Origin of the sequence: Mesorhizobium sp. M0870 (assembly GCF_040319775.1) — a bacterium.
Lineage (GTDB): Bacteria > Pseudomonadota > Alphaproteobacteria > Rhizobiales > Rhizobiaceae > Mesorhizobium.
The window spans coordinates 87,255-106,199 of the sequence record NZ_JAMYOI010000026.1 but is presented as its reverse complement, the minus strand read 5'-3'; the positions used below and the strand labels follow the sequence as shown (position 1 = coordinate 106,199).

Below are 18,945 nucleotides of genomic sequence, written 5' to 3'. Positions count from 1 at the left end.
CGGCGGGCCCCCCGGCCTTCCGCGCCGCCGGCGCCGCGTATTGCCCATGGCCCCCCACCCCGCCCCTCCCTTTTAACCCTAAACCGGCCCCCGGGGCGGGCCCCCCCGGGGCCCGTCGAACCCAGTTTATTTCTGCAACTCGGTCCAGATCTTGGTGTAAATTTCCTGGGTCTCCGGCGAGCACATCTGCTGCAGCTCGCCGCGTGGCTTGTCCGCGGCCGGAATGATGACTTCGGGCGCGTCCTTCATGTCGGCCGGCATGTACTTGTCCGAGCCGGTGATGGCATTGGCGTAGCGATGGAAGGCCGAGAGACCTGCCGCGTTTTCCGGATCCATGATGAAGTTCTGGAAAAGCTTGGCGTTCTCGACGTTCTTGGCTTCCTTCAGAACGACGACGTTGTCGCTCCACAGGCCGAAGCCTTCTTTCGGATAGTTGTAGTGGATGGCCGGGTTGGCCAGCCGCTGGCGCAGCGCCGAGCCGTTCCAGTCGCTGGTCGCCTTGAAGTCGCCGGCGCCCATCTTCTCGATGGTGTTGTATTCCATCGCGATCCAGTTCGGCTTGGCCGCCACCAGCAGGTCGCGCACCTTCTTCAGCACCGCCTTGTCGTCGGTGCATTGCTGGCCGCCGACATACTTGATCGCGGCGAACATCACATCGCCCATCTCCGGAACGACATTGACCTTGCCCTTGAGCTCGTCAGGCGTGTTGAAGATGATACCCCAGCTATCGGCCGGCCCCTTGTAGGCATCGGTGTTGACGACCACGCCGATCGTGCCCCACGCCCATGGAACACTGTATTTGCGACCCGGATCGAAATCGGGATTGGCCCATTCCGGCGCCACGTTCTTGAAGTTTTCCATCTTGCCAGGATCGGTCTCCTGGATGAGGCCTTCCTTGATCCAGATCGGCACGTAGGTCTGCGACGGCACCGCAATGTCGAAGCCGGTGCCTCCCTGGCGAACCTTGGCCAGCGCGGTGTCGTTGGAATCGTAGTCGGTGATGGTCACTTTGACGTTGTATTTGGCCTCGAACTTCTTGATCACGTCGGGGCTGGTGTAGTTGCCCCAATTGTAGATGTTGAGCACGCCGTCGGCGCGGGCCAGGCCCGTCGAGGCGAGCAACGCCAACCCCATGGCGGTTGCTGTTGTCTTCCAGTTCATGGTTTTAACTCCCATTTTTCGGTTCAGTCTCGTTTCCTGCTGACGAAGAAAAACAACGTGACGATCGCGACCGAAAGCAGCAGGAAGGCGGTCGATATCGCGTTGATCTCGGGTGTGATGCCGCGGCGGATCTGGCCGAGCATGTAGGTGGGCAGCGTGTCCTGGCCGCCTGATTTGACGAACTCGGTGATGACGACGTCGTCGAGCGAGATGACGAAGGCCAGCATCAGCCCGGCCAGGATGCCGGGCCACAGAAGCGGCAGCGTGATGCGCCGGAAAGCCTTCCAGGGCGTCGCGTAGAGGTCGGCTGCGGCACGCTCCAGCGTCAGGTCCATATTCTCAAGCCGCGCCCGGATCGGCAAATAGGCAAAGGGAATGCAGAACGCCGTGTGCGCGGCGACCAGATAGCCGATGCCGGAATAGCCGGTGAAGATCTTGATGCGCGAGAAGAAGATCAGCAGCGCCACGCCGGTGACGATCTCGGGCACCATCAGCGGCTGGTTGATCGCCGCATATTTGAAGGTGAGGCCGGGATAGGGCGCGGTGCGGGTGGTGGCGAGCGCCGCCATGGTGGCAAAGATCGTGGAGAGCACCGCCGCGATGGAGCCAATCTGGAAGGAACGCAGCGTGGCATCGACGACCTGCGTGTTCTGCCATGCCGACTGGAACCATTTCAGCGAAAAGCCGCCCCATTCGGAGGTCGAGCTCGCCGCGTTGAAGGCATAGATGACCAGCACGATGATCGGCAGATACAGCACGATAAAGCAGGTCGCGGCGATCGCGGTGAATCCTGGCTGGTGCTTGATGGAAAAGTTCTTAGCCATGACGTACCCCCGACTTGCCGGCATTGCGCACATAGGCAAGCAGCGCCACCATGACGATGATCATGACGGCGATCGACAGCGCCGAGCCGAGTGGCCAGTTGCGGCCCTGCCCGAACTGCAATTCGATCAGGTTGGACAGCATCATGTTCTTGCCGCCGCCAAGAACGCTCGGTGTCACATAGGCGCCAAGCGCTGGAATGAAGACCAGTATGGAGCCGGCGATGACGCCCGGCTTGACCAGCGGAAAGATGATCCGCCGCAGCACCTGGAAGCGCGACGCGTAAAGGTCGTACCCCGCCTCGACCAACCGGAAATCGAGCTTTTCCATGCTGGCATAGATCGGCAGCACCATCAGTGGCAGGTAGACATAGGCCATGCCGATCAGGATCGCCGTGTCGGTGTAGAGTATCTGGATGGGCGCCGAGATGATGCCGAGCTTGAGCAGGATCGTGTTGACGATGCCTTCGTTGCGGATGATCTGCAGCACCGCGAAGGTGCGGATCAAAAGGTTGGTCCAGAACGGAATGGTAATCAGGAACAGCCAGAGATCGCGGGTCTTTTCGCTGCGCGTCGCCATGAAATAGGCGGTCGGGAAACCAAGCACCAAAGTGGCGATCGTCGTCACCACCGAGAGCTTGATCGAGCGCAGGAAGATGGTGACGTGGGCGGCGGCGATCGAAAGCGTGTCGTCGAAGATATCGCGTTCCAGAAACACCGATGTCCAGGCTTCCGGCGAGAACTGCCACTTCACGTCGCCATAGGAGCCTGGCGTCAGGAACGAGTAGACGAGCACGATCAGCAAGGGGCCGGTCGCGGCGAGGAAAATGACCAGCAGCGCTGGCGCTGACAAAAGCCAGCGGTCACGGACATCGCGCCGCTCCGCTGCCTTGGCGACTTCTTCCGCGGTCGCCATCGTCAGTCCTTCAGGACCTGAGCGGCATCGCTGCCGATGAGGATGCCGACTGCGTCGCCCTTCTCGAAACCGCAGCCCGCGCTGCGCGTGTTCTGCTGGCGTACGGTGAAGAGTTCGCCACTGTCGAGATGAACATGGATGTGGGTGTCGGTGCCGAAATAGACGATGTTTTCGACCGTCCCCGACAGTTCGCCCTTGGCCTTGGTCAGCTTGGCGTGTTCGGGCCGAACCACCACCGTGGCGTTGGATTTGGGCTGGAAACCCTGGGCCACGGTCGCCTCGATGGTCGCACCGGATTTGAGCGTGGCGCGCGCCTTGCCGTTGGCCATCTCGCTGATGGCGGCGGTGAGGAAGTTGGTTTCACCGATGAAGTCGGCGACGAAGCGCTCCGCCGGCTTGTCGTAGATATCCCAGGGCGAACCGACCTGCAGGATCTTGCCCGACGACATCACCGCGATGCGGTCTGACATGGTCAGCGCTTCTTCCTGGTCGTGGGTGACGAAGATGAAGGTGATACCGGTCTCGTGCTGCAGCCGTTTCAACTCGATCTGCATCTCCTTGCGCAGCTTGTAGTCAAGCGCCGACAGCGGCTCATCGAGCAAAAGCACCTTCGGCTGCGGCGCCAAAGCGCGGGCCAAAGCCACGCGCTGCTGCTGGCCGCCGGAGATCTGGCTGGTGCGACGACCAGCGAGTGCCTCCATCTTGACCAGCTTCAGCATCTCGGCGACGCGCGCCTTGATCTCCGCCTTCGGCTTGCCCAGCATTTCCAGGCCAAAGCCGATATTGTCGGCGACCGTCATGTGCGGGAACAGCGCATAGGACTGGAAAACGGTGTTAACCGGCCGCTTGAAGGGCGGCAGCGGCGCGATGTCCTGGCCGTAGAGCAGGATTTCACCGGCGGTTGGAAAGTCGAAGCCGGCGATCAGCCTGAGCAACGTCGTCTTGCCGCAGCCGGATGGCCCCAGCAACGTGAAGAATTCGTTCTCCCGGATAGATACCGAGACCGTGTCGAGGGCAGCTACCTGCCCCTCACCTGATCCGAAAATTTTGCTGACGTTTACTACTTCAATCGCATTCCGATCCGGTTTGTCCGGCACGATTACGCCTCACTGTTGACCCCGCTCTTGCTGGCGGAGCTCTTCCCCTGTTCGATGTGACCACATGGCCGGTGGGTTGGCAAGCCCGGCATTGGGTCACAGTTCAATCAGTCATTGAGGCCTGCAAGCCCCATGCCATAGTCAGGCCTGATAGGTGACCTTGCCGCCGCAAATCGTCGTCACCGGCCGCACCTTGTGCAGGTCGGCCGGGGCGGTGTTCTCGATATCCATCGACAAAACCACCAGATCGGCCATGTAGCCTGATTTCAGCGTGCCCTTGCGGTGCTCGGCGAATTCGGCGTAGGCGCCCTCGATCGTGTAACCGGCGATCGCTTCATGCAGTGAGAAACTCTGGTCCGGGTCGCTTTCTGCCCACGGTTTGCGCAACACTGCCGCCTGAATGCCCAGGATCGGATCGATCGGCGACACCGGCCAATCGGATGCGAAGACGACATGCGCGCCGGCATCCTTCAAGGTCCGCCAGGCATAGCTCAGCGGCCAGCGCGCCGGCCCGATGCGAGACACTGTCGGCTCCAACGGAAAATCCATGGCGCCGGGCGGATGCGGCGGTTGCATGGAGGCAATGACGCCGAGTTCGGCGAAACGCGGCACATCAGCGGTGGTGGTGACCTCGATGTGCTCGACGCGGTGACGGCTGTCGCGCTTGCCGTTCGCCTTCTGCGCCGCCTCATAACCGTCGAGCACCGCGCGCACCGCGCCGTCGCCGATCGAGTGCACGGCGATCTGCAACCCGCGTCTGTCGACCGCGACGGCCAGATCGATGAATTGTTGCGGCGTGAACAGCGGCTCGCCAACCCAGTCCGGGCGGTCGGCATAGGGCTCGACCATGACAGCTGTCCAGGAATCGAGAACGCCGTCGTAGAACACCTTGACCATGCCCGACGACAGCCATTCGCTGTTGTAGCGTTCGGCCATATCGGATGCCTTGTCGAGCATGTCGAGCGTCATGAAATTCTTGTAGTGGAACGGGATCTTGACGCGGCAGGGCAAGCCTTCCTCGGCGTCGATCTCGGCCAGCAGCTCAAGCTGATAGAGATTGCCGTCCATGTTCTGGATCGAGGTGATGCCGTGGCGGGCGCACCAGGCGAGCCCGCGCCGCATGATGTCGCGGTCGGCGTCCCGCTCCGCCGCCGTCGGCATCGGGTCCGGCTCGCCGCCGGTCGACAGCCCCAGCCGAACCCGGCCTTCGCCGGCAAGATCGAGCACCGGACCAAAGGCCTCGCCTTCGCGCAATTCGCCGGCGGCCAGTCCATCGTCACCCATGACGATCTCATTGCCAGGGCCGAGCGTGCACCCCTGCAGGATGCCGGCCATTTCCAGCGCCTTGGTGTTGGCCCACATGGTGTGATGGTCGGGCGCCGCCATGCAGAACGGGCGATCGGGCAAAATGGCGTCGAGGTGATGGCGCGTCACGCGCTCGCTGCCGAGCACGGTGTAGTCGACGCCTTGGCCGACCAGCATCTTCGCGTCGGGCCGGGTCGGCGCATAGTCGCGGATCGCCTTCTGCAGCGCCTTGAGGCCATGAATACCGGTGAGTTGAAGGTGGGCAAGTTCAGCCCCGCCCGAAAACAAATGCATATGGGCTTCGATGAACCCCGGGACCACCGAACCGCCCTTGGCGTCGATCACCTTGGTGGTCGGTCCCTTGAACTCTTCGATGGAGGCGCGGCTGCCGATGGCGATGATGGCGCCGTCCTTGACGGCGACGGCTTCGGCGGCGGGATTGTCGTCGTCCATGGTCCGTACACGACCGTTGATGACGATCAGATCCGCATTGTGACCCGCACCTGTGACAGACATCGCGACTCCGCGCTTTTGACGACTGACTGGGACCGACAACCCCTCATGTCCAACGACCTGCCACTCCACCGGAGCGGCGCCATGGGACGAAAAAGAATGCCAGCGCGCTGTCTTGGAAATTCCCCTTGTCATCCCAAGAGGCAGCGTGGATAAAGAATGCGACTGATTATTCGCGTTTGTCAACATACCGAATCTGGAATGTATTGTGGACAGCAAGCTCCCACCATGTTGAGACCAGGCGGGGAACGAGGACATCAAGCCGTGAAGCGCAGTCTCGACCGCAAAACCAGGATAGCGCTCGAACCGCGCAAACAGCCGCGGCAACAACGCTCCAGCAAGGTGGTCGACCGGATTCTCGACGCAGCGCTGGTCTTGACGCGCGAGCAAGGAACCAAGACGCCGACGACGCTCGCCATTGCGCAGCGCGCAGGCTTGTCGGTTGGTTCGATCTACCAATACTTTCCCAACAAGGAAGCCATTCTTCTGGACCTCGCCCGGCGCTGGCTGTCATCCTTTCCCGAGGTGATCGCCAAGCGTATCAAGGTCGCCCCGCCCACCAACCGTGAAGAGTTTCGGCGCGAAGTGCGCAGGCTCTTCACCGACACGTCCAGGCTCTACCTGGAAAACGCCAGCCTGATGCCGGTGATCGAGGCCATTTCAGGCAACGCCGACCTCAGGCCGATCCAGAACGAATATGACGACCAGATCATCGCCCTCTACGCCGCATGGCTGCAGCATGTGAACCCGGCACTTGAAGACAAGATCGCCAGCCGGCTCGGTGTGCTGATGATGGAGGTCGGACACGTTTGCCGGCTTGTGGGGCTGAAAAAGGATCGCAGGACGTTCGACCTCATCGAGGACGATGTGGAAACCATGTGGCTCGCTCTGGTGAGCCCTTATCTCAATCTTGAATCTTGACTGATTTCACACTTCGAGAGGAATTTATGAAGACTGTTTTCTCCCCCCTGCACGCCGGCCATGCCGGCCAAATGGAACTGGTCACATCGGCCATCGTGCCGGGCTTCGAAAAGCCATCGAGGGCCGAATTCATCAAGGCACGGGTCGAAAGCGAGAAACTGGGTCCCATCATCGCGCCGCACGAACATGACCTCGCCGCCGCCAAGCGCATCCACAAATCAGACTATATCGACTTTCTCCCGACGGTCTGGCCGCAATGGCTGGAAGCAGGCCTCACGGGCACGGCGATGCCCTTCACCTGGCCGACGCGCGGGTTGCGCGGCGACGTGCCGCCAAAGCGCGTCGACGCGCTGCTCGGCTATTATTCCTTCGATGCCGGCGCCACCTTCGTCGAAGGTACCTGGACCGCGATCAAGTCTTCGTACGATGTGGCGCTGACCGCCGCCGGCCTGGTCAAGCATGGCGAGGCTTCCGCCTTCGCGCTCTGCCGTCCGCCCGGCCACCATGCCGGGGCTGGCTTCATGGGCGGCTATTGCTACATCAACAACGCCGCCGTCGCCGCGCAATGGTTCCGCGACCGGGGCGCCAAACGCATCTCGATCCTCGATGTCGACTATCACCACGGCAACGGCACGCAGGAAATCTTCTACGACCGTGCTGACGTCCAGGTGCTCAATCTGCATGGCGATCCGATGATCGAGTACCCGTTCTTCCTCGGCCATGCCGACGAACGCGGAGAAGGCGAAGGCGAAGGCTTCAACATCAACTATCCAATGCCCTTCGGCACCGACTGGGATGCATGGAACGCGTCGCTCGAGGATGCCTGCGCCAGGCTCACCGCTTATGCACCGGATGTCGTCATCGTCTCGCTGGGTGTCGATACGTTCGAGAAGGACCCGATCAGCCAGTTCAAGCTGAAGACATCGGATTATCCCAAGATCGGCCGCCGCATCGCCAGGCTCGGCCTACCGACGCTGTTCGTCATGGAAGGCGGCTATGCCGTCGAGGAGATCGGCATCAACGCGGTCGGCGTGCTGACCGGGTTCGAGGATCGGTAAATGCCTATCGTCCAGGAGCATCTAGCGATTTTGGGACAACGACAGGCATAGCAAAGGACCACCGGGACCGGGCGGCAACATCGCCCGGTTCCCACTATCGGGCCAAGGCACCAGCCTTCGGCACAGCAACCGGCGCGCCCATCTGTTCAATGCTCCCGAGCCTGGCGAAATCGACCAGCCGCCGAGAGGACCGGCGAAGACTTTCGCGTCCCGGTCTTCTGTCCAAGGCGCGAAAACCGACCTCTGAGTCGCACCTGAGTCCATCGGATTCGATTTTGTCAAATCGCGTTTGATGTCAGATTCAACTGCGGGTAGATTAGACCCGAATCAGCCGGTCCTCGGGGGGCGCGGCGACCACCCAAAGTCTCTTGTTCCGGAGCTTTTCCGGCACCAGACGCGGACGGCTTCGCGTTCCCTGAATGGATTCGGGATTTGGTTCGGCGCAGCCCTGCGCCACGCGTGTGTCTTCGTCAAAGTAATGCGTATTCGGGTTCGGCGGCTTCCAGCATCCGGACAGCAGAAACGATTCCGGCCAAAAGCAACAAGAATGAGCAGTCCCGCCGCACTTCTTCAATCCGACACATTGGGCTCGCGCCTGACGTCGCGCGGCGATCTCACCAGTTTTTTCATGCAACTGACCGCCGAGAGCGGCGCCGACAGCTACATGTTGGTCGCCATCGTCCACGACCAGGACCGCAACGATGCGCGCATCGTCTCCTCCAACTGGATTTTCGATGCCATCGAGCTGATCGGCAAGCGGCTGATCGCCGGGCTCGCGCAAGGCGCGCTCACCGTCGCGCCAGGTATCCGTCCACAGCCGCTGGTGGCATCCCGGGCACCAGAAACAGACGGATTGATCACCGGCGAGGAAGCCCGCCTTCTCGACGTGCTCGGCCATGCCGAAATCTATTCGCTGCGCCTCAATGTCGGTCGCCAGCGCCTGTTCGCCCTGTTCTCTGCGGCGACCGCCGGCAGCATCGACCAGCCGGCGCTGATGCGGGCGCAGCTGAAATGCTGCTACGCGCTCTCGCACATCCCGCAACTCATTGCCGCTGCCGCCATGCAGGATCCGTTGTCGGATCGCGAGCGCGAATGCCTGTTCTGGGTTTCCGAAGGCAAGACCACCGACGAGGTCGCCGTCATCCTTGGCGTCTCCTCCAACACCGTCAACAGCTACATCACCCACGCCATCCAGAAATTCGCGGCCAGCAACCGCGCGATGGCCATCGCCACGGCGATCAGGAGCGGCATCATTTGAAACACGCCGATATCAAGGAAACGGCCGAAGCCCTTTTCAACGAGCAGCGCAACCCGTTCGGAGCCTTCACCCTTGGCTCCGAAACCCATCACGCGGTCACCATTCCCGATGCCGTGCGCCGCTGCCGCTGGATCGCCGTTGACATGAATGCCTCGGCTTTCGGCCTCTTCTTCGTAAGCCCCTCGCCCGAGCGGGCGCGGCTAGTCCCATGCTTTGATTCCGACTATCCCGGCATTGCCGTGGCGACCAAGTTCATCTCAGGCGCCAACGGCGAGGAGATCGTGCGCCACACCCGCATCTCGACCGAACCGCGCTGGTGGACGGATGACGGCGTCCCTGCCATGGCGGAGCTGTTTGGCGATCTCACCTGGACCGAGCAGATGGCGGCGCTGGTGCCCGGAACCAGCGGCATCGCTTTTCCCGTTCACGCCGACCGCGGCCAATGCGGCCTTGTCGTGTTCCTCGGCTCGGAGATGACCATGCAGCAGGATGCGCTCTACGAAATACACGCCCGCTGCTTTTCGCTGTTCGCCGCCGTCGCCCGCATCCGTCCGGGCGATACCGGCCGCATGCGCGCAATCTCCAAGCGCGAACTCGAATGCCTGAAGCTGACCGCCAACGGCAACACCAGCGAGGAGATCGCGCGGCTCCTGAAACTGTCGGTGCACACCGCCAACCAGTATCTGACCCAGTCGACCCAGAAGCTCAACGCCGTCAATCGCAACCAGGCCGTTGCCAAGGCGCTGCGGCTGGGCTTGATCGAATAGGGGAATTCGACAGCGCTTCGAAAGGCGACCGACGGTCAGCGATAGGCGAGCGGCTCGACCTTGCGGATACGCGCCTCTTCGATCACCGCCTCGAGCAGCGCCGTATTGTGCTCCGGGTCTTCGCCCGGCTTCTCGAACGACACGTAGTTGACCGCCACCGATGCGCCGAGCTCGCTCAGCGTCAGCTGGAAATAGACGGTGACGCCGGGCGGCCTCAGTTCCAGATCGAGCACGATGCGCGGGCTGCCGCTCCAGTCGACATGCGCCTCACCACCATGGCCGAGCCGTAGAGTGCCCGGCATGAAGAACAACTCAACCGCTGAATCGACCAGGTCCGACAGGCACGCGAAATGCTCCAGCCGGATAAAGGCGATGTAGTCGGCGACATCGATCAGCCTGAGTTCCCCCACCACCTGCTCGATGGCGCTGGCGACGATGATCTCGCGGGATTTTGCGTGCGGTTGCCGGTTCATGAAATCTGTCTGCGCTCAGCCTTTTTCGAGTAGACGATCCGCACCAGTTCGGCGACGGCCTGGTAGAATTGTGATGGGATTACACTATCGACCGAAACTTGCTTGTACATGGAGCGGGCGAGCGCCACGTCCTCGAAGACCGGGATGTTGTGTTCCCGCGCGATCTCTCGGATTTTCAGCGCCACCAGATCCTGGCCCTTGGCCAGCACCATGGGTGCCGAGTCCTCGTCGCGCACATATTTCAGCGCGATCGAGAAGTGCGTTGGGTTGGCGATGATCAGCGTCGCGCGCGGCACCGCCGTCATCATCCGCTTGCGCGCCCGGTCGCGCGCCAGCGAGCGCAGCCGCGACTTGACGATCGGGTCGCCCTCGGACTGTTTGAACTCGTCCTTGACCTCCTGCTTGCTCATGCGCAGATCCTGCTTCCAGTGGAAGCGCGACCAGACGATGTCGATTGCCGCGATCAGCCCCATGACGAAGACGATCGCCACCAGGATGTCGACGGCGATGCCGCGGATGACGAGACCGAAGGCGACCGGATTGGTGATCATCCCGGCGAGCAGCTTTCGGTGGTCTTCCGACAGCGTGAAGCTCAGCACGACGATGGCAAACCCGACCTTGCCGAGTGACTTCAGGAACTCGACCCAACCCTGGATGCCGAACAGCCTGTTCCACCCCTTGGCGATCGAAATGCGCGAGAGTTGCGGCCGGACCCGCTCGCCTACGAATTGCGGCATGTTCTGGAACACCGATGCGCCGACGCCGGCGACGGTCAGCAGCACCATCAGGCTCAGGACGGCGCGGCCAACCTCGAGGAGGACGATTTTGTAGAGCGCGATGACGTCGGTCTCCGTGTCCATCGGCCAGGCTTCCGGCTTCTCCAGGAACATCGACAGGAACATGCCGAGATCAATGATCGCATCCTTGGCGTAGAAGACGGTGAACACCAGTATGGCAACGAACGAGGCAAAGAGCGCTGTCTCCCGCGAATGGGGCAGTTTGCCCTGTTCGATGGTGTCGCGGATCTTCTTTTCCGTCGCCTCTTCGGTTTTCGAATCCTTGTCGACCGCGTCAGCCATGGCGCGGTCTTAGGCGGCGTCTTGGGTCGAGGGTAGTTCGAAGGCACCTTCGCGCGACAGCCGGATCGTCGTCGTAACGATCGTCTTGCGCGCCGCCGTGATGTCGGCGAGAGGGACCCCGTCCGAGCCCTGTCCGAGTTCGGCTTCGATCATGCGCCGCGAGCGGGCGCCGATGGCTGACAGCACCGATTCTGCGAGTGCGGCCGAAGTGCCGCGCAGGGCCAGCGTGACCAACTCCGTCGACAGCCCGTCGAACAGCAGCACCCGCGCTTTCTGGGTGAGCAGCGGCAAATCGTCGAAAGCAAACAGGCGGGCCCTCACACCGTCGAGATCAGGCGTGCCGGCGGCTTCCAGATCCTGCATGACCTCCTCGAGCAGCGGCTTGTCGAGTTCGTTGAGAACGCTGGCGACACGCGCCTGCCCGGCCGAGGTGTCCTTGGTCGAGGTTTCCGCCAGCACGCTGGTACGCAGCCGGTTTTCGACGATCCTGGCGGCAGCGTCGGGAACATTGGCCATCGTCACCATGCGCTTGATGATTTCTCCACGCATCGGCTTGGTCAGTGTCAGCAGCACGTTGGCCGCCACCTGCGGTGCCAGCTTCGACAACACCATGGCCGCCGTCTGCGGATGCTCACCGGCCAGGAAGGCACCAAGCCGCGCCGGCTCGAGCTTTTCGAGCTCGGGCCAGATCGGCGGCGGGCCTTCCGGTGCGACCTCGAATTTCTTGTCGCCCATGATCGCGCTCATCTCTTCGGGCGAGAGCGATTCGTTGAGGATGGTGTCCATCCTGTCGGCGGAATCGAGCAACCCCGCCCCTTCCGTGAACTCGGCTTCGAACTCGGCGACGATGCGCTCAAGATCGCTTTGCGGAATCGTCCGCAGCAGGCGGGCGCCCTCGATCAGGGCCTTCAGTTCTTCCTGCTTGAAGAATTTCAGCAGGCGGCTGGCCGACGGCTTGCCCATCGCCACAAGTATGGCGGCCGCCTTCTGCGCGCGGGTCAAGGTCACCGGCGTCGTCATGCCACTCGCCTCCGCCGCCACCGGCAAGCCCCGCAAACCATGTCTAGGCGCCCTTCGTGCCGGCGATGATTTCGGTCAGCCTGATGCCGAAACGCGACGGATCGCTTTCCAGCACGGTGATCTCGCCGCGCGCGATCTTGCGGCCGTTGACCACGACGTCGACGGGTTCCCCGATGCGGCGATTGAGCGCCACGGTCGACCCTTTTTGCAGCGCCATCAGATCGGAGACCGGCATCTCCGTGCTGCCGAGGATGATCTGGACATCGACGGGGATGTTCATGATCACGCTCGAATTGGCTGATGAGGCCGCCCTGAACGCCGCATCGGGGCGCTGCTCCTCTTCATGCAGGACACCGCGCAACTCTTCGATGGCACGGTCGAGTTGCTCGTCCGGCTGGTCGAGGTCGGCTTCCGCCTTGGTTTTGGCCATGATCGTCTCCAAATTCTCAGGCGCGTCCGGCGGCTGCCGGCATCAGCCCGTCGATAAAGTCCTGTCCGGCGTCGTAAGGATGCCTGATCCGGACGGTGTAGCTCTGTCCCAGTTTGCCGAACTCGCATACGAACAGCGTCTTGCCCCGTGCGCTGAGACGCGCCTGGGACTGGGCCGTTTCCTCGAATTCGATGACGTCGCCGATTTGGAAACCGGCGAGCTCGCCGAGCGTCAGCCGCGTCAGCGGCATCGTGGCCTCGAGCGCCACGGTGGAGCGCATCACCTCTTCCGAAAAGCGGGCGCGCCAGCTGGGGCCGTGATCGTCGTCGCTGACAGAAACGGCTCCGTCGCGGCTGGCCAGCACGACGCGCTGCGGCATCGTCACCGTGACGGTGCCACTATCGGCCGGCGTCGAGATGCCAAGCACGATACGGATTGCCGCGCCATCGCGCAGCACATACCGCTTCGCCTCGGTGCCGGACATTGCTCGCGGCGCGGGCAGGCGCAGGTCGAGCGAGCGCTTTCCCGATCCGTTGAGGGCCTGCGCGACCTGCTGGAACACCATGGTCGAAACATCGATTTCGATCTGCGACAGATCGCGTTCGATCGGCGATGCCGGCAGATCCGGATCGCCGCCGAACAGCGTGCAGACCATGATCGCGATCGCCGGAGCATCGATCACCAAGGTCATCGCATCGGAGGACGCCGACGAGCCGATCACGGTCATGGCAAACGTGTCGCCGGCACGCGAACGCGCCTCGGGAACGCGGCTGACCTCGATCGCTTTGAGTTCGACGACGACCGGAACGCCAAGCTCGCTGGTCAGGCTTTTCTGCAACAGCGGTACGGCGCGTTCGGCCATGGCGCGGCCTGCGTCGATGACCTGCGTGGCCTCGCCGCTGTCGCCGACCAGACGCTCGATGATCAGCGAGCGCGCTTCCGCTGGACTGCCCAGGCTGGTCATGACAGTGCCGGGACCGATCTGTCGCGCATCGTTCAGGCGGCCTTCTTTTCGACGGTGCCGGTATTCATCGTGCTCTGCTCGACGGCGTCGATCGTCGGCCGTTCATAGGACGAGATGGTCTTGCGGCCGAACTCGATCGCCACCTGCGGCAGCGCACCGTTCATGTAGGCCAGCAGCGTCTGCTTGACGATGATATAGAGGCGGTTCTTCTTCTCGCGCACTGTCTTGATCTTGGTGGCGACCGGCCCGACCACCGAATAGGACAGGAAGATGCCGAGGAACGTTCCGACAAGTGCGGCACCAATCAAACCGCCGAGGATTTCAGGCGACTGGTCGAGCGCGCCCATCGCCTTGACCACGCCGAGCACGGCGGCGACGATGCCGAGCGCCGGCAAGCCGTCGCCCACCGCCACCAGCGCGTGATAGGCCTTCATCTTGTCGGACTTAATGGTCTGGATTTCTTCGTCCATCAGCGCCTCGATCTCGTGCGAGCGGGCATTGCCGATGATGATGATACGGCAGTAGTCGCAGATGAAATGCGTCAGGTCGTGGTTATGCAGCACGGTTGGGAACGCCTGGAAAATCGCCGACTCTTCCGGATTGTCGATATGCGCCTCGACTTCGCTGCGGGATTTCGAGCGCAGCTCGCGCATCAGCGAGTGCAGCACGCCGAGCGTCTCGAGATAGTCCTGTTCCTTCGGCACCGCCTGCTTGAAGGCTTCGAGGATGCCCTTGCCGGTGTCCTTGACCGTCTTCATCGGATTGGCGACGAGGAAGGTGCCAAAAGCCGCACCACAGATGATCACGGCTTCCCATGGCTGAATCAGCACATGAAGATGGCCGCCCATGGCCATGAAGCCGCCAAGGACGCAGCCGAGCGTTACCACCAGTCCAATCAGAATGCCCACGATAGGTCCTTCCGCATTTCACATCAGGAGCTAGGGATAGTCCCCGTGCCTTGTGTGAGGCTTGAATCGAGGGCTTGGAAGCGATTCAGTTTCGCGCAAGGAAGTAGGGGTATTGTGCCGGCATAGCTTCGGCCGGAGGCACGTCTTTGCTCAATACCTTTACCAGCTACCAGCTCATCACCAAGGACATTTCAAAATCGATCGACAGGATCGAGCAGCAGCCCGTGGTTGATCGCGACACCAAATATTATCTCGCGAATATCACCAAGGTGAAATCGATCGACGATTTCGTCAAAAACGACCGTTTGTTCAAGTATGCCATGAAGGCCTACGGGCTGGAGGACATGGACTACGCCAAGGCCTTCATGGTCAAGGCACTCAAGGAAGGCGTCTCCGATCCCGACAGCTTCGCCAACAAGCTGACCGACAAGCGCTACGCCGAATTCGTCAGCGCCTTCAACTTCGCCGCCAACGGCGCCGATGCGACCATCTACAACAAGACACAGCAGTTGGTGACCAAGAACTATGCCACCCAGGCGCAGATCGCCGGCCTCGATCCCAATTCGGCCTATGTGAAGGGCGAGACGACATACTATCTTGCCAACATCACCAAGGTGAAGTCGATCGACGATCTGATGTCGAACAACCGGCTCTACACATACGCGCTGGCGTCATTCGGTCTCGATTCGGCGACGGAGGACAAGGATCTCATCAAGCGGGTTCTGCAGGGCGGCGTCCGCGACCCCGACAGTGTCGCCAACAAGATGACGGACAAGACCTATGCCGCGCTTGCCTCCGCCTTCAACTTCGAAGCCTATGGCGAAAACACCACCACCATCAATCCGGCGCAGCAGCCGACCGTCGACAAATACATGCGCCAGACCCTCGAGGAGGATGCCGGTCAGACGAACCAGGGCGTGCGGCTGGCGCTTTACTTCGATCGCAAGGCCCCGACCATCACCAGCTGGTATGACGTGCTGGCCGACACCGCGCTTGCCAGTGTCGTGCGCACCGTGCTCGGCCTGCCCGATTCCTTCGCCACCGCCGACGTCGACAAGCAGGCGCAGCTGTTCGAGCAAAAACTCGACATCTCGGATTTCTCCGACCCCGAAAAACTCGGCAAGTTCCTGACGCGCTTCACCAGCATGTACGAGATCAACCACCCGACTTCATCGGCCGTCGCCTCGGTCAGCGTGCTGTTTGCCCAGCCACTCACCGTCGGCATCTCCACCGACCTGATGATGGCCATGCAGAAACTGAGGTTCTGAGACCATCATGCGGGACAGCCTGTACGTCGCCCTTTCGTCGCAGATCGCGCTCGAGCGGCGCCTCGACACCATCGCCGACAACGTCGCCAACGCCTCGACGATCGGCTTTCGCGCCACCGGCGTGAAGTTCGAGGACGTCGTCTCCGGCACCGGGCAGAAATCGGTATCCTTCGCCTCCCCGGGCAAGACCTACCTTTCCGGCGCCCACGGTGCCTTGAGCGAGACCGGAAATCCCTTCGATTTCGCCATCCAGGGCGATGCCTGGTTCGCCATAGAGACGCCGGTCGGCACCGTCATGACCCGCGACGGCCGCTTTTCAATGAACGAGAACGGCGAGCTGATGTCGATCGAGGGCCACCCGGTGCTCGATGCCGGCGGCTCGCCGATCCAGCTTGACCCCCGCAACGGCCCGCCCAAGGCCGGGGCCGATGGTTCGTTGCGCCAGAACGATCAGCTTGTCGGCTCGATCGGTCTCTACAATTTCGATCCAGGCGCGAACTTCGTCCGCTACGGCAATTCCGGCATCGTTCCGGCACGCACCCCGGAGCCTGTCACCGATCGCTCGGATATCGGCGTTGCCCAGGGCTTTCTCGAAGAGTCCAATGTCAATCCGGTCCTGGAGATCACCAGGCTGATCATGGTCCAGCGCGCCTTCGAGAACACCGCCGCCCTGATGCGGCAGACCGACTCGTCCACCGACGAGGCGATCAAGACGCTCGGCTCGAAATAATCCATGTCGCTCGACCAGCCATCCCTGCGCGCACCCGAAAGACAACTCCAGCCGGCGCCGGAAGACCGGCTTGCCGCGCTGGAAAGGGTCTGGCGGCGTTTCGCCGACGCCGAGGCGCTGCTCAAGCGCGGCGGCCGCGTCATCGAAGTCACGCCCACGCACTACAAGGTGCACGGCCTTTCCGGCTTCGCCAGACTGGGCGACATCGTCGAGCAGCGCGGCCATGCCGGTGCGCGCCGCGGCGAGATCGTCAAGATCGGCCGCGACGAGGCCGTCGTGGCGCCCTTCGAACGCAGCGCCGATTCCGGCATCGGTGATGCCGTGTTCCGCCGCGGTCCGCTCGTGGTGGCGCCGCATGCCTCGTGGCGCGGCCGCACCATCGACGCACTCACCAGGGCGATCGATGGCGGCCCGCCACTCGCCCGGGGAGACGACACGACGCGCGGCGCCCAGACGACGCCGGGGGCCATGGCGCGGCAACGCGTCGGCACTGCCTTCATGACCGGCGTCAAGGTCATCGACATCTTCACGCCGCTCTGCTTCGGCCAGCGCCTCGGCATCTTTGCCGGCTCCGGCGTCGGCAAGTCGACGCTGCTCGCCATGCTCGCCGGCGCCGACGCATTCGATACCGTCGTGGTGGCGCTCATCGGCGAACGCGGCCGCGAAGTCCGTGAATTCCTCGAGGACACGATCGGCGACAGCATGGCCAAGACCGTCGCCGTCGTCGCCACCAGCGACGAAAGCGCCATGATGCGCCGGCGTGCGCCGGACACCGCCATGCGCGTCGCCGAGCATTTTCGCGACCAGGGGCATCGCGTTTTGCTGGTGCTGGATTCGATCACCCGCTTCGCTCACGCCCTGCGTGAGGTGGCGACGGGGACCGGCGAGCCGCCGGTCGCGCGCGGCTACCCGGCCTCGGTGTTCACCGAACTGCCCAAGCTGCTCGAACGCGCCGGGCCGGGCGGGGAAGGCAAAGGATCCATCACCGCCATCATTTCCGTGCTGGTCGACGGTGACGACCACAACGACCCGGTAGCCGATTCCGTGCGCGGCATCCTCGACGGCCATGTCGTGCTCGATCGCACGATCGCCGAACAGGGTCGCTATCCCCCCGTCAACCCGCTGTCGTCCATATCGCGGTTGGCCGGAAAGGCCTGGAGCGTCGAACAGCGCGCGCTGGTGACAAGGCTGAAGTCGATGATCTCGCGCTTCGAGGACACGCGCGATATCCGGTTGCTTGGGGCCTATCAGGGGGGCGTCGATGCCGAACTCGACATCGCCGTGCGCCAGGTGCCGCTGATCTATGAGGCGCTGACGCAAGCGCCGAAGGATCGCCCGTCGGCCGACCCTTTCTCCGATCTCGCCCGCCACCTCAAGAGCAAGCTGAACGCCGATGCCGGAGACTGAACGCGAATATACCGAGCGCATCCTGCGCGACATGATCGCCGAGGCCAATGCCGTGGAGCAAGCCGAGGCTGACGAAGCGAGAACCGCCAAGGCAAAGGCTGCCCGTATCATCGCAGCCAAAGCCGAGGCCGTTCTGGCCAGAGCCGTCAAGCCAATCCTGCCACGGGCTGGCAGAGCCGATCCTGATCTTCTGGCCAGGCCCGTCGAACCCGCTCTGCCCCGGGCTGTCCAGGCGGTGGCTGCCGAGATGACGCAGGCGAGCCGCGACTCGCTGATCAACGGGCTGTTCCCGCGCACCGAATGGCCGCAGCCGCCAAAGGCACCGTTTCCCCGACTGAGGAAGAAGTCCGACCGACGCAGCGATTTCGTCATAGCCGCGCTCGGCATCACGCTCGGCCTGATCTGCGCCCTGTTTCCCTGGTACATCTTCTTTAACCAGGACCAGTTTGGCGTCCAGGCGATGAAGTTCGGCGGCACCGGCTCCAATTCCGGGCGAGCGGGCGGCGGCGTGGTCGCCGAACGCAGCGCGCCGCTGACGGCAAAGGATATTCCCGCGGCCAATCTCGATCTTCTTGCCACCGGAACGGTGCGGGATGATGCCAATCCCGCAGCCGCACCCGACGAGCAACCGTTTCCGGCCGACGCGGCGAAATTCCGCATGGTTCATGTCGCCAACGGCCGTGCCATGATCCAGGACGACGCTGGCCTCTGGATCGTCCAGCGCGGCTCGATACTGCCTGACTCCAGTCAGGTGTCCTCCATCGAGCAGCGCAACGGCAAATGGGTCATGGTCACCAGTGCCGACCGGGTAATCGAACTCTCCAGATAAACGATCTCCGGCTTCCGGCC

19 protein-coding genes are annotated in these 18,945 nt (G+C 62.6%); 8 read left to right on the top strand and 11 right to left on the bottom strand.

Features of this window, described 5'->3' with window-relative positions:
* Window positions 1-126: 126 nt before the first annotated feature.
* The 5 genes from NKH97_RS26100 to NKH97_RS26080 form a co-directional block, all read right to left on the bottom strand.
* Window positions 127-1,161 (bottom strand): ABC transporter substrate-binding protein, encoded by a 1,035-nt coding sequence (locus NKH97_RS26100; protein WP_023809982.1) that lies wholly within the window; start codon window positions 1,159-1,161, stop codon window positions 127-129.
* 23 nt (window positions 1,162-1,184) lie between these two features.
* Window positions 1,185-1,985 carry an ABC transporter permease gene (locus tag NKH97_RS26095; RefSeq protein WP_023809983.1) on the bottom strand — a complete coding sequence of 267 codons (801 nt, stop codon included), beginning with the start codon at window positions 1,983-1,985 and terminating at the stop codon, window positions 1,185-1,187.
* On the bottom strand, window positions 1,978-2,898 hold the full coding sequence (locus NKH97_RS26090) for an ABC transporter permease (RefSeq protein ID WP_352441910.1): 921 nt from the start codon (window positions 2,896-2,898) through the stop codon (window positions 1,978-1,980). Before NKH97_RS26090 ends, NKH97_RS26095 begins: the two co-directional genes overlap by 8 nt.
* A gap of 2 nt (window positions 2,899-2,900) precedes the next feature.
* Window positions 2,901-3,995 (bottom strand): ABC transporter ATP-binding protein, encoded by a 1,095-nt coding sequence (locus tag NKH97_RS26085; RefSeq protein WP_352441909.1) that lies wholly within the window; start codon window positions 3,993-3,995, stop codon window positions 2,901-2,903.
* A 141-nt stretch (window positions 3,996-4,136) separates the two neighbouring features.
* Window positions 4,137-5,816, bottom strand: coding sequence for an amidohydrolase (locus NKH97_RS26080; protein WP_352441908.1), 1,680 nt, complete (start codon window positions 5,814-5,816; stop codon window positions 4,137-4,139).
* A 156-nt stretch (window positions 5,817-5,972) separates the two neighbouring features.
* Here NKH97_RS26080 and NKH97_RS26075 point away from each other — a divergent pair, with 156 nt between their 5' ends.
* The 4 genes from NKH97_RS26075 (at window position 5,973) to NKH97_RS26060 (ending at window position 9,817) form a co-directional block, all read left to right on the top strand.
* Complete coding sequence (locus NKH97_RS26075) at window positions 5,973-6,734, top strand: TetR/AcrR family transcriptional regulator (RefSeq protein ID WP_352441907.1); 762 nt, start codon at window positions 5,973-5,975, stop codon at window positions 6,732-6,734.
* Between the two features lie 26 nt (window positions 6,735-6,760).
* Window positions 6,761-7,792 carry a histone deacetylase family protein gene (locus NKH97_RS26070; protein ID WP_352441906.1) on the top strand — a complete coding sequence of 344 codons (1,032 nt, stop codon included), beginning with the start codon at window positions 6,761-6,763 and terminating at the stop codon, window positions 7,790-7,792.
* Between the two features lie 547 nt (window positions 7,793-8,339).
* Window positions 8,340-9,050: a helix-turn-helix transcriptional regulator gene (locus NKH97_RS26065; RefSeq protein WP_352775093.1), complete on the top strand. Its 711-nt coding sequence runs from the start codon at window positions 8,340-8,342 to the stop codon at window positions 9,048-9,050.
* Window positions 9,047-9,817: a helix-turn-helix transcriptional regulator gene (locus NKH97_RS26060; RefSeq protein WP_128304927.1), complete on the top strand. Its 771-nt coding sequence runs from the start codon at window positions 9,047-9,049 to the stop codon at window positions 9,815-9,817. The genes NKH97_RS26065 and NKH97_RS26060 overlap by 4 nt, the downstream gene beginning before the upstream one ends.
* A 35-nt stretch (window positions 9,818-9,852) precedes the next feature.
* Here the strand turns inward: NKH97_RS26060 and NKH97_RS26055 are convergent, their stop codons facing one another.
* The 6 genes from NKH97_RS26055 to motA are packed head-to-tail and all read right to left on the bottom strand — an operon-like array spanning window position 9,853 to window position 14,691.
* Window positions 9,853-10,290 carry a BspJ family T4SS effector nucleomodulin gene (locus NKH97_RS26055; RefSeq protein ID WP_023809991.1) on the bottom strand — a complete coding sequence of 146 codons (438 nt, stop codon included), beginning with the start codon at window positions 10,288-10,290 and terminating at the stop codon, window positions 9,853-9,855.
* Window positions 10,287-11,369: a flagellar biosynthesis protein FlhB gene (flhB, locus tag NKH97_RS26050; protein ID WP_127290384.1), complete on the bottom strand. Its 1,083-nt coding sequence runs from the start codon at window positions 11,367-11,369 to the stop codon at window positions 10,287-10,289. Before flhB ends, NKH97_RS26055 begins: the two co-directional genes overlap by 4 nt.
* A gap of 9 nt (window positions 11,370-11,378) precedes the next feature.
* Window positions 11,379-12,389: a flagellar motor switch protein FliG gene (locus NKH97_RS26045; RefSeq protein WP_027038262.1), complete on the bottom strand. Its 1,011-nt coding sequence runs from the start codon at window positions 12,387-12,389 to the stop codon at window positions 11,379-11,381.
* Between the two features lie 43 nt (window positions 12,390-12,432).
* Entirely contained in the window at window positions 12,433-12,819 is a 387-nt protein-coding gene (fliN, locus tag NKH97_RS26040; protein ID WP_023809994.1) for a flagellar motor switch protein FliN, read from the bottom strand.
* Between the two features lie 16 nt (window positions 12,820-12,835).
* A complete protein-coding gene (locus NKH97_RS26035) occupies window positions 12,836-13,783 on the bottom strand; it encodes a FliM/FliN family flagellar motor switch protein (RefSeq protein WP_352775089.1) in 948 nt (315 codons plus the stop codon).
* Window positions 13,784-13,815: 32 nt separating this feature from the next.
* Entirely contained in the window at window positions 13,816-14,691 is an 876-nt protein-coding gene (gene motA / locus NKH97_RS26030) for a flagellar motor stator protein MotA (protein ID WP_023809996.1), read from the bottom strand.
* Window positions 14,692-14,837: 146 nt separating this feature from the next.
* Between motA and NKH97_RS26025 the strand changes: the two genes are divergently transcribed.
* The 4 genes from NKH97_RS26025 to NKH97_RS26010 are packed head-to-tail and all read left to right on the top strand — an operon-like array spanning window position 14,838 to window position 18,925.
* Window positions 14,838-15,959, top strand: coding sequence for a DUF1217 domain-containing protein (locus NKH97_RS26025; protein ID WP_023809997.1), 1,122 nt, complete (start codon window positions 14,838-14,840; stop codon window positions 15,957-15,959).
* Window positions 15,960-15,966: 7 nt separating this feature from the next.
* The gene (flgF, locus tag NKH97_RS26020; RefSeq protein ID WP_013529801.1) at window positions 15,967-16,689 is read left to right on the top strand and encodes a flagellar basal-body rod protein FlgF; all 723 of its coding nucleotides are present in this window, start codon (window positions 15,967-15,969) and stop codon (window positions 16,687-16,689) included.
* 3 nt (window positions 16,690-16,692) lie between these two features.
* Window positions 16,693-18,096: a flagellar protein export ATPase FliI gene (gene fliI / locus NKH97_RS26015; protein ID WP_352775084.1), complete on the top strand. Its 1,404-nt coding sequence runs from the start codon at window positions 16,693-16,695 to the stop codon at window positions 18,094-18,096.
* Entirely contained in the window at window positions 18,083-18,925 is an 843-nt protein-coding gene (locus tag NKH97_RS26010) for a hypothetical protein (protein ID WP_023810000.1), read from the top strand. The genes fliI and NKH97_RS26010 overlap by 14 nt, the downstream gene beginning before the upstream one ends.
* The last annotated feature ends 20 nt before the right edge of the window (window positions 18,926-18,945 follow it).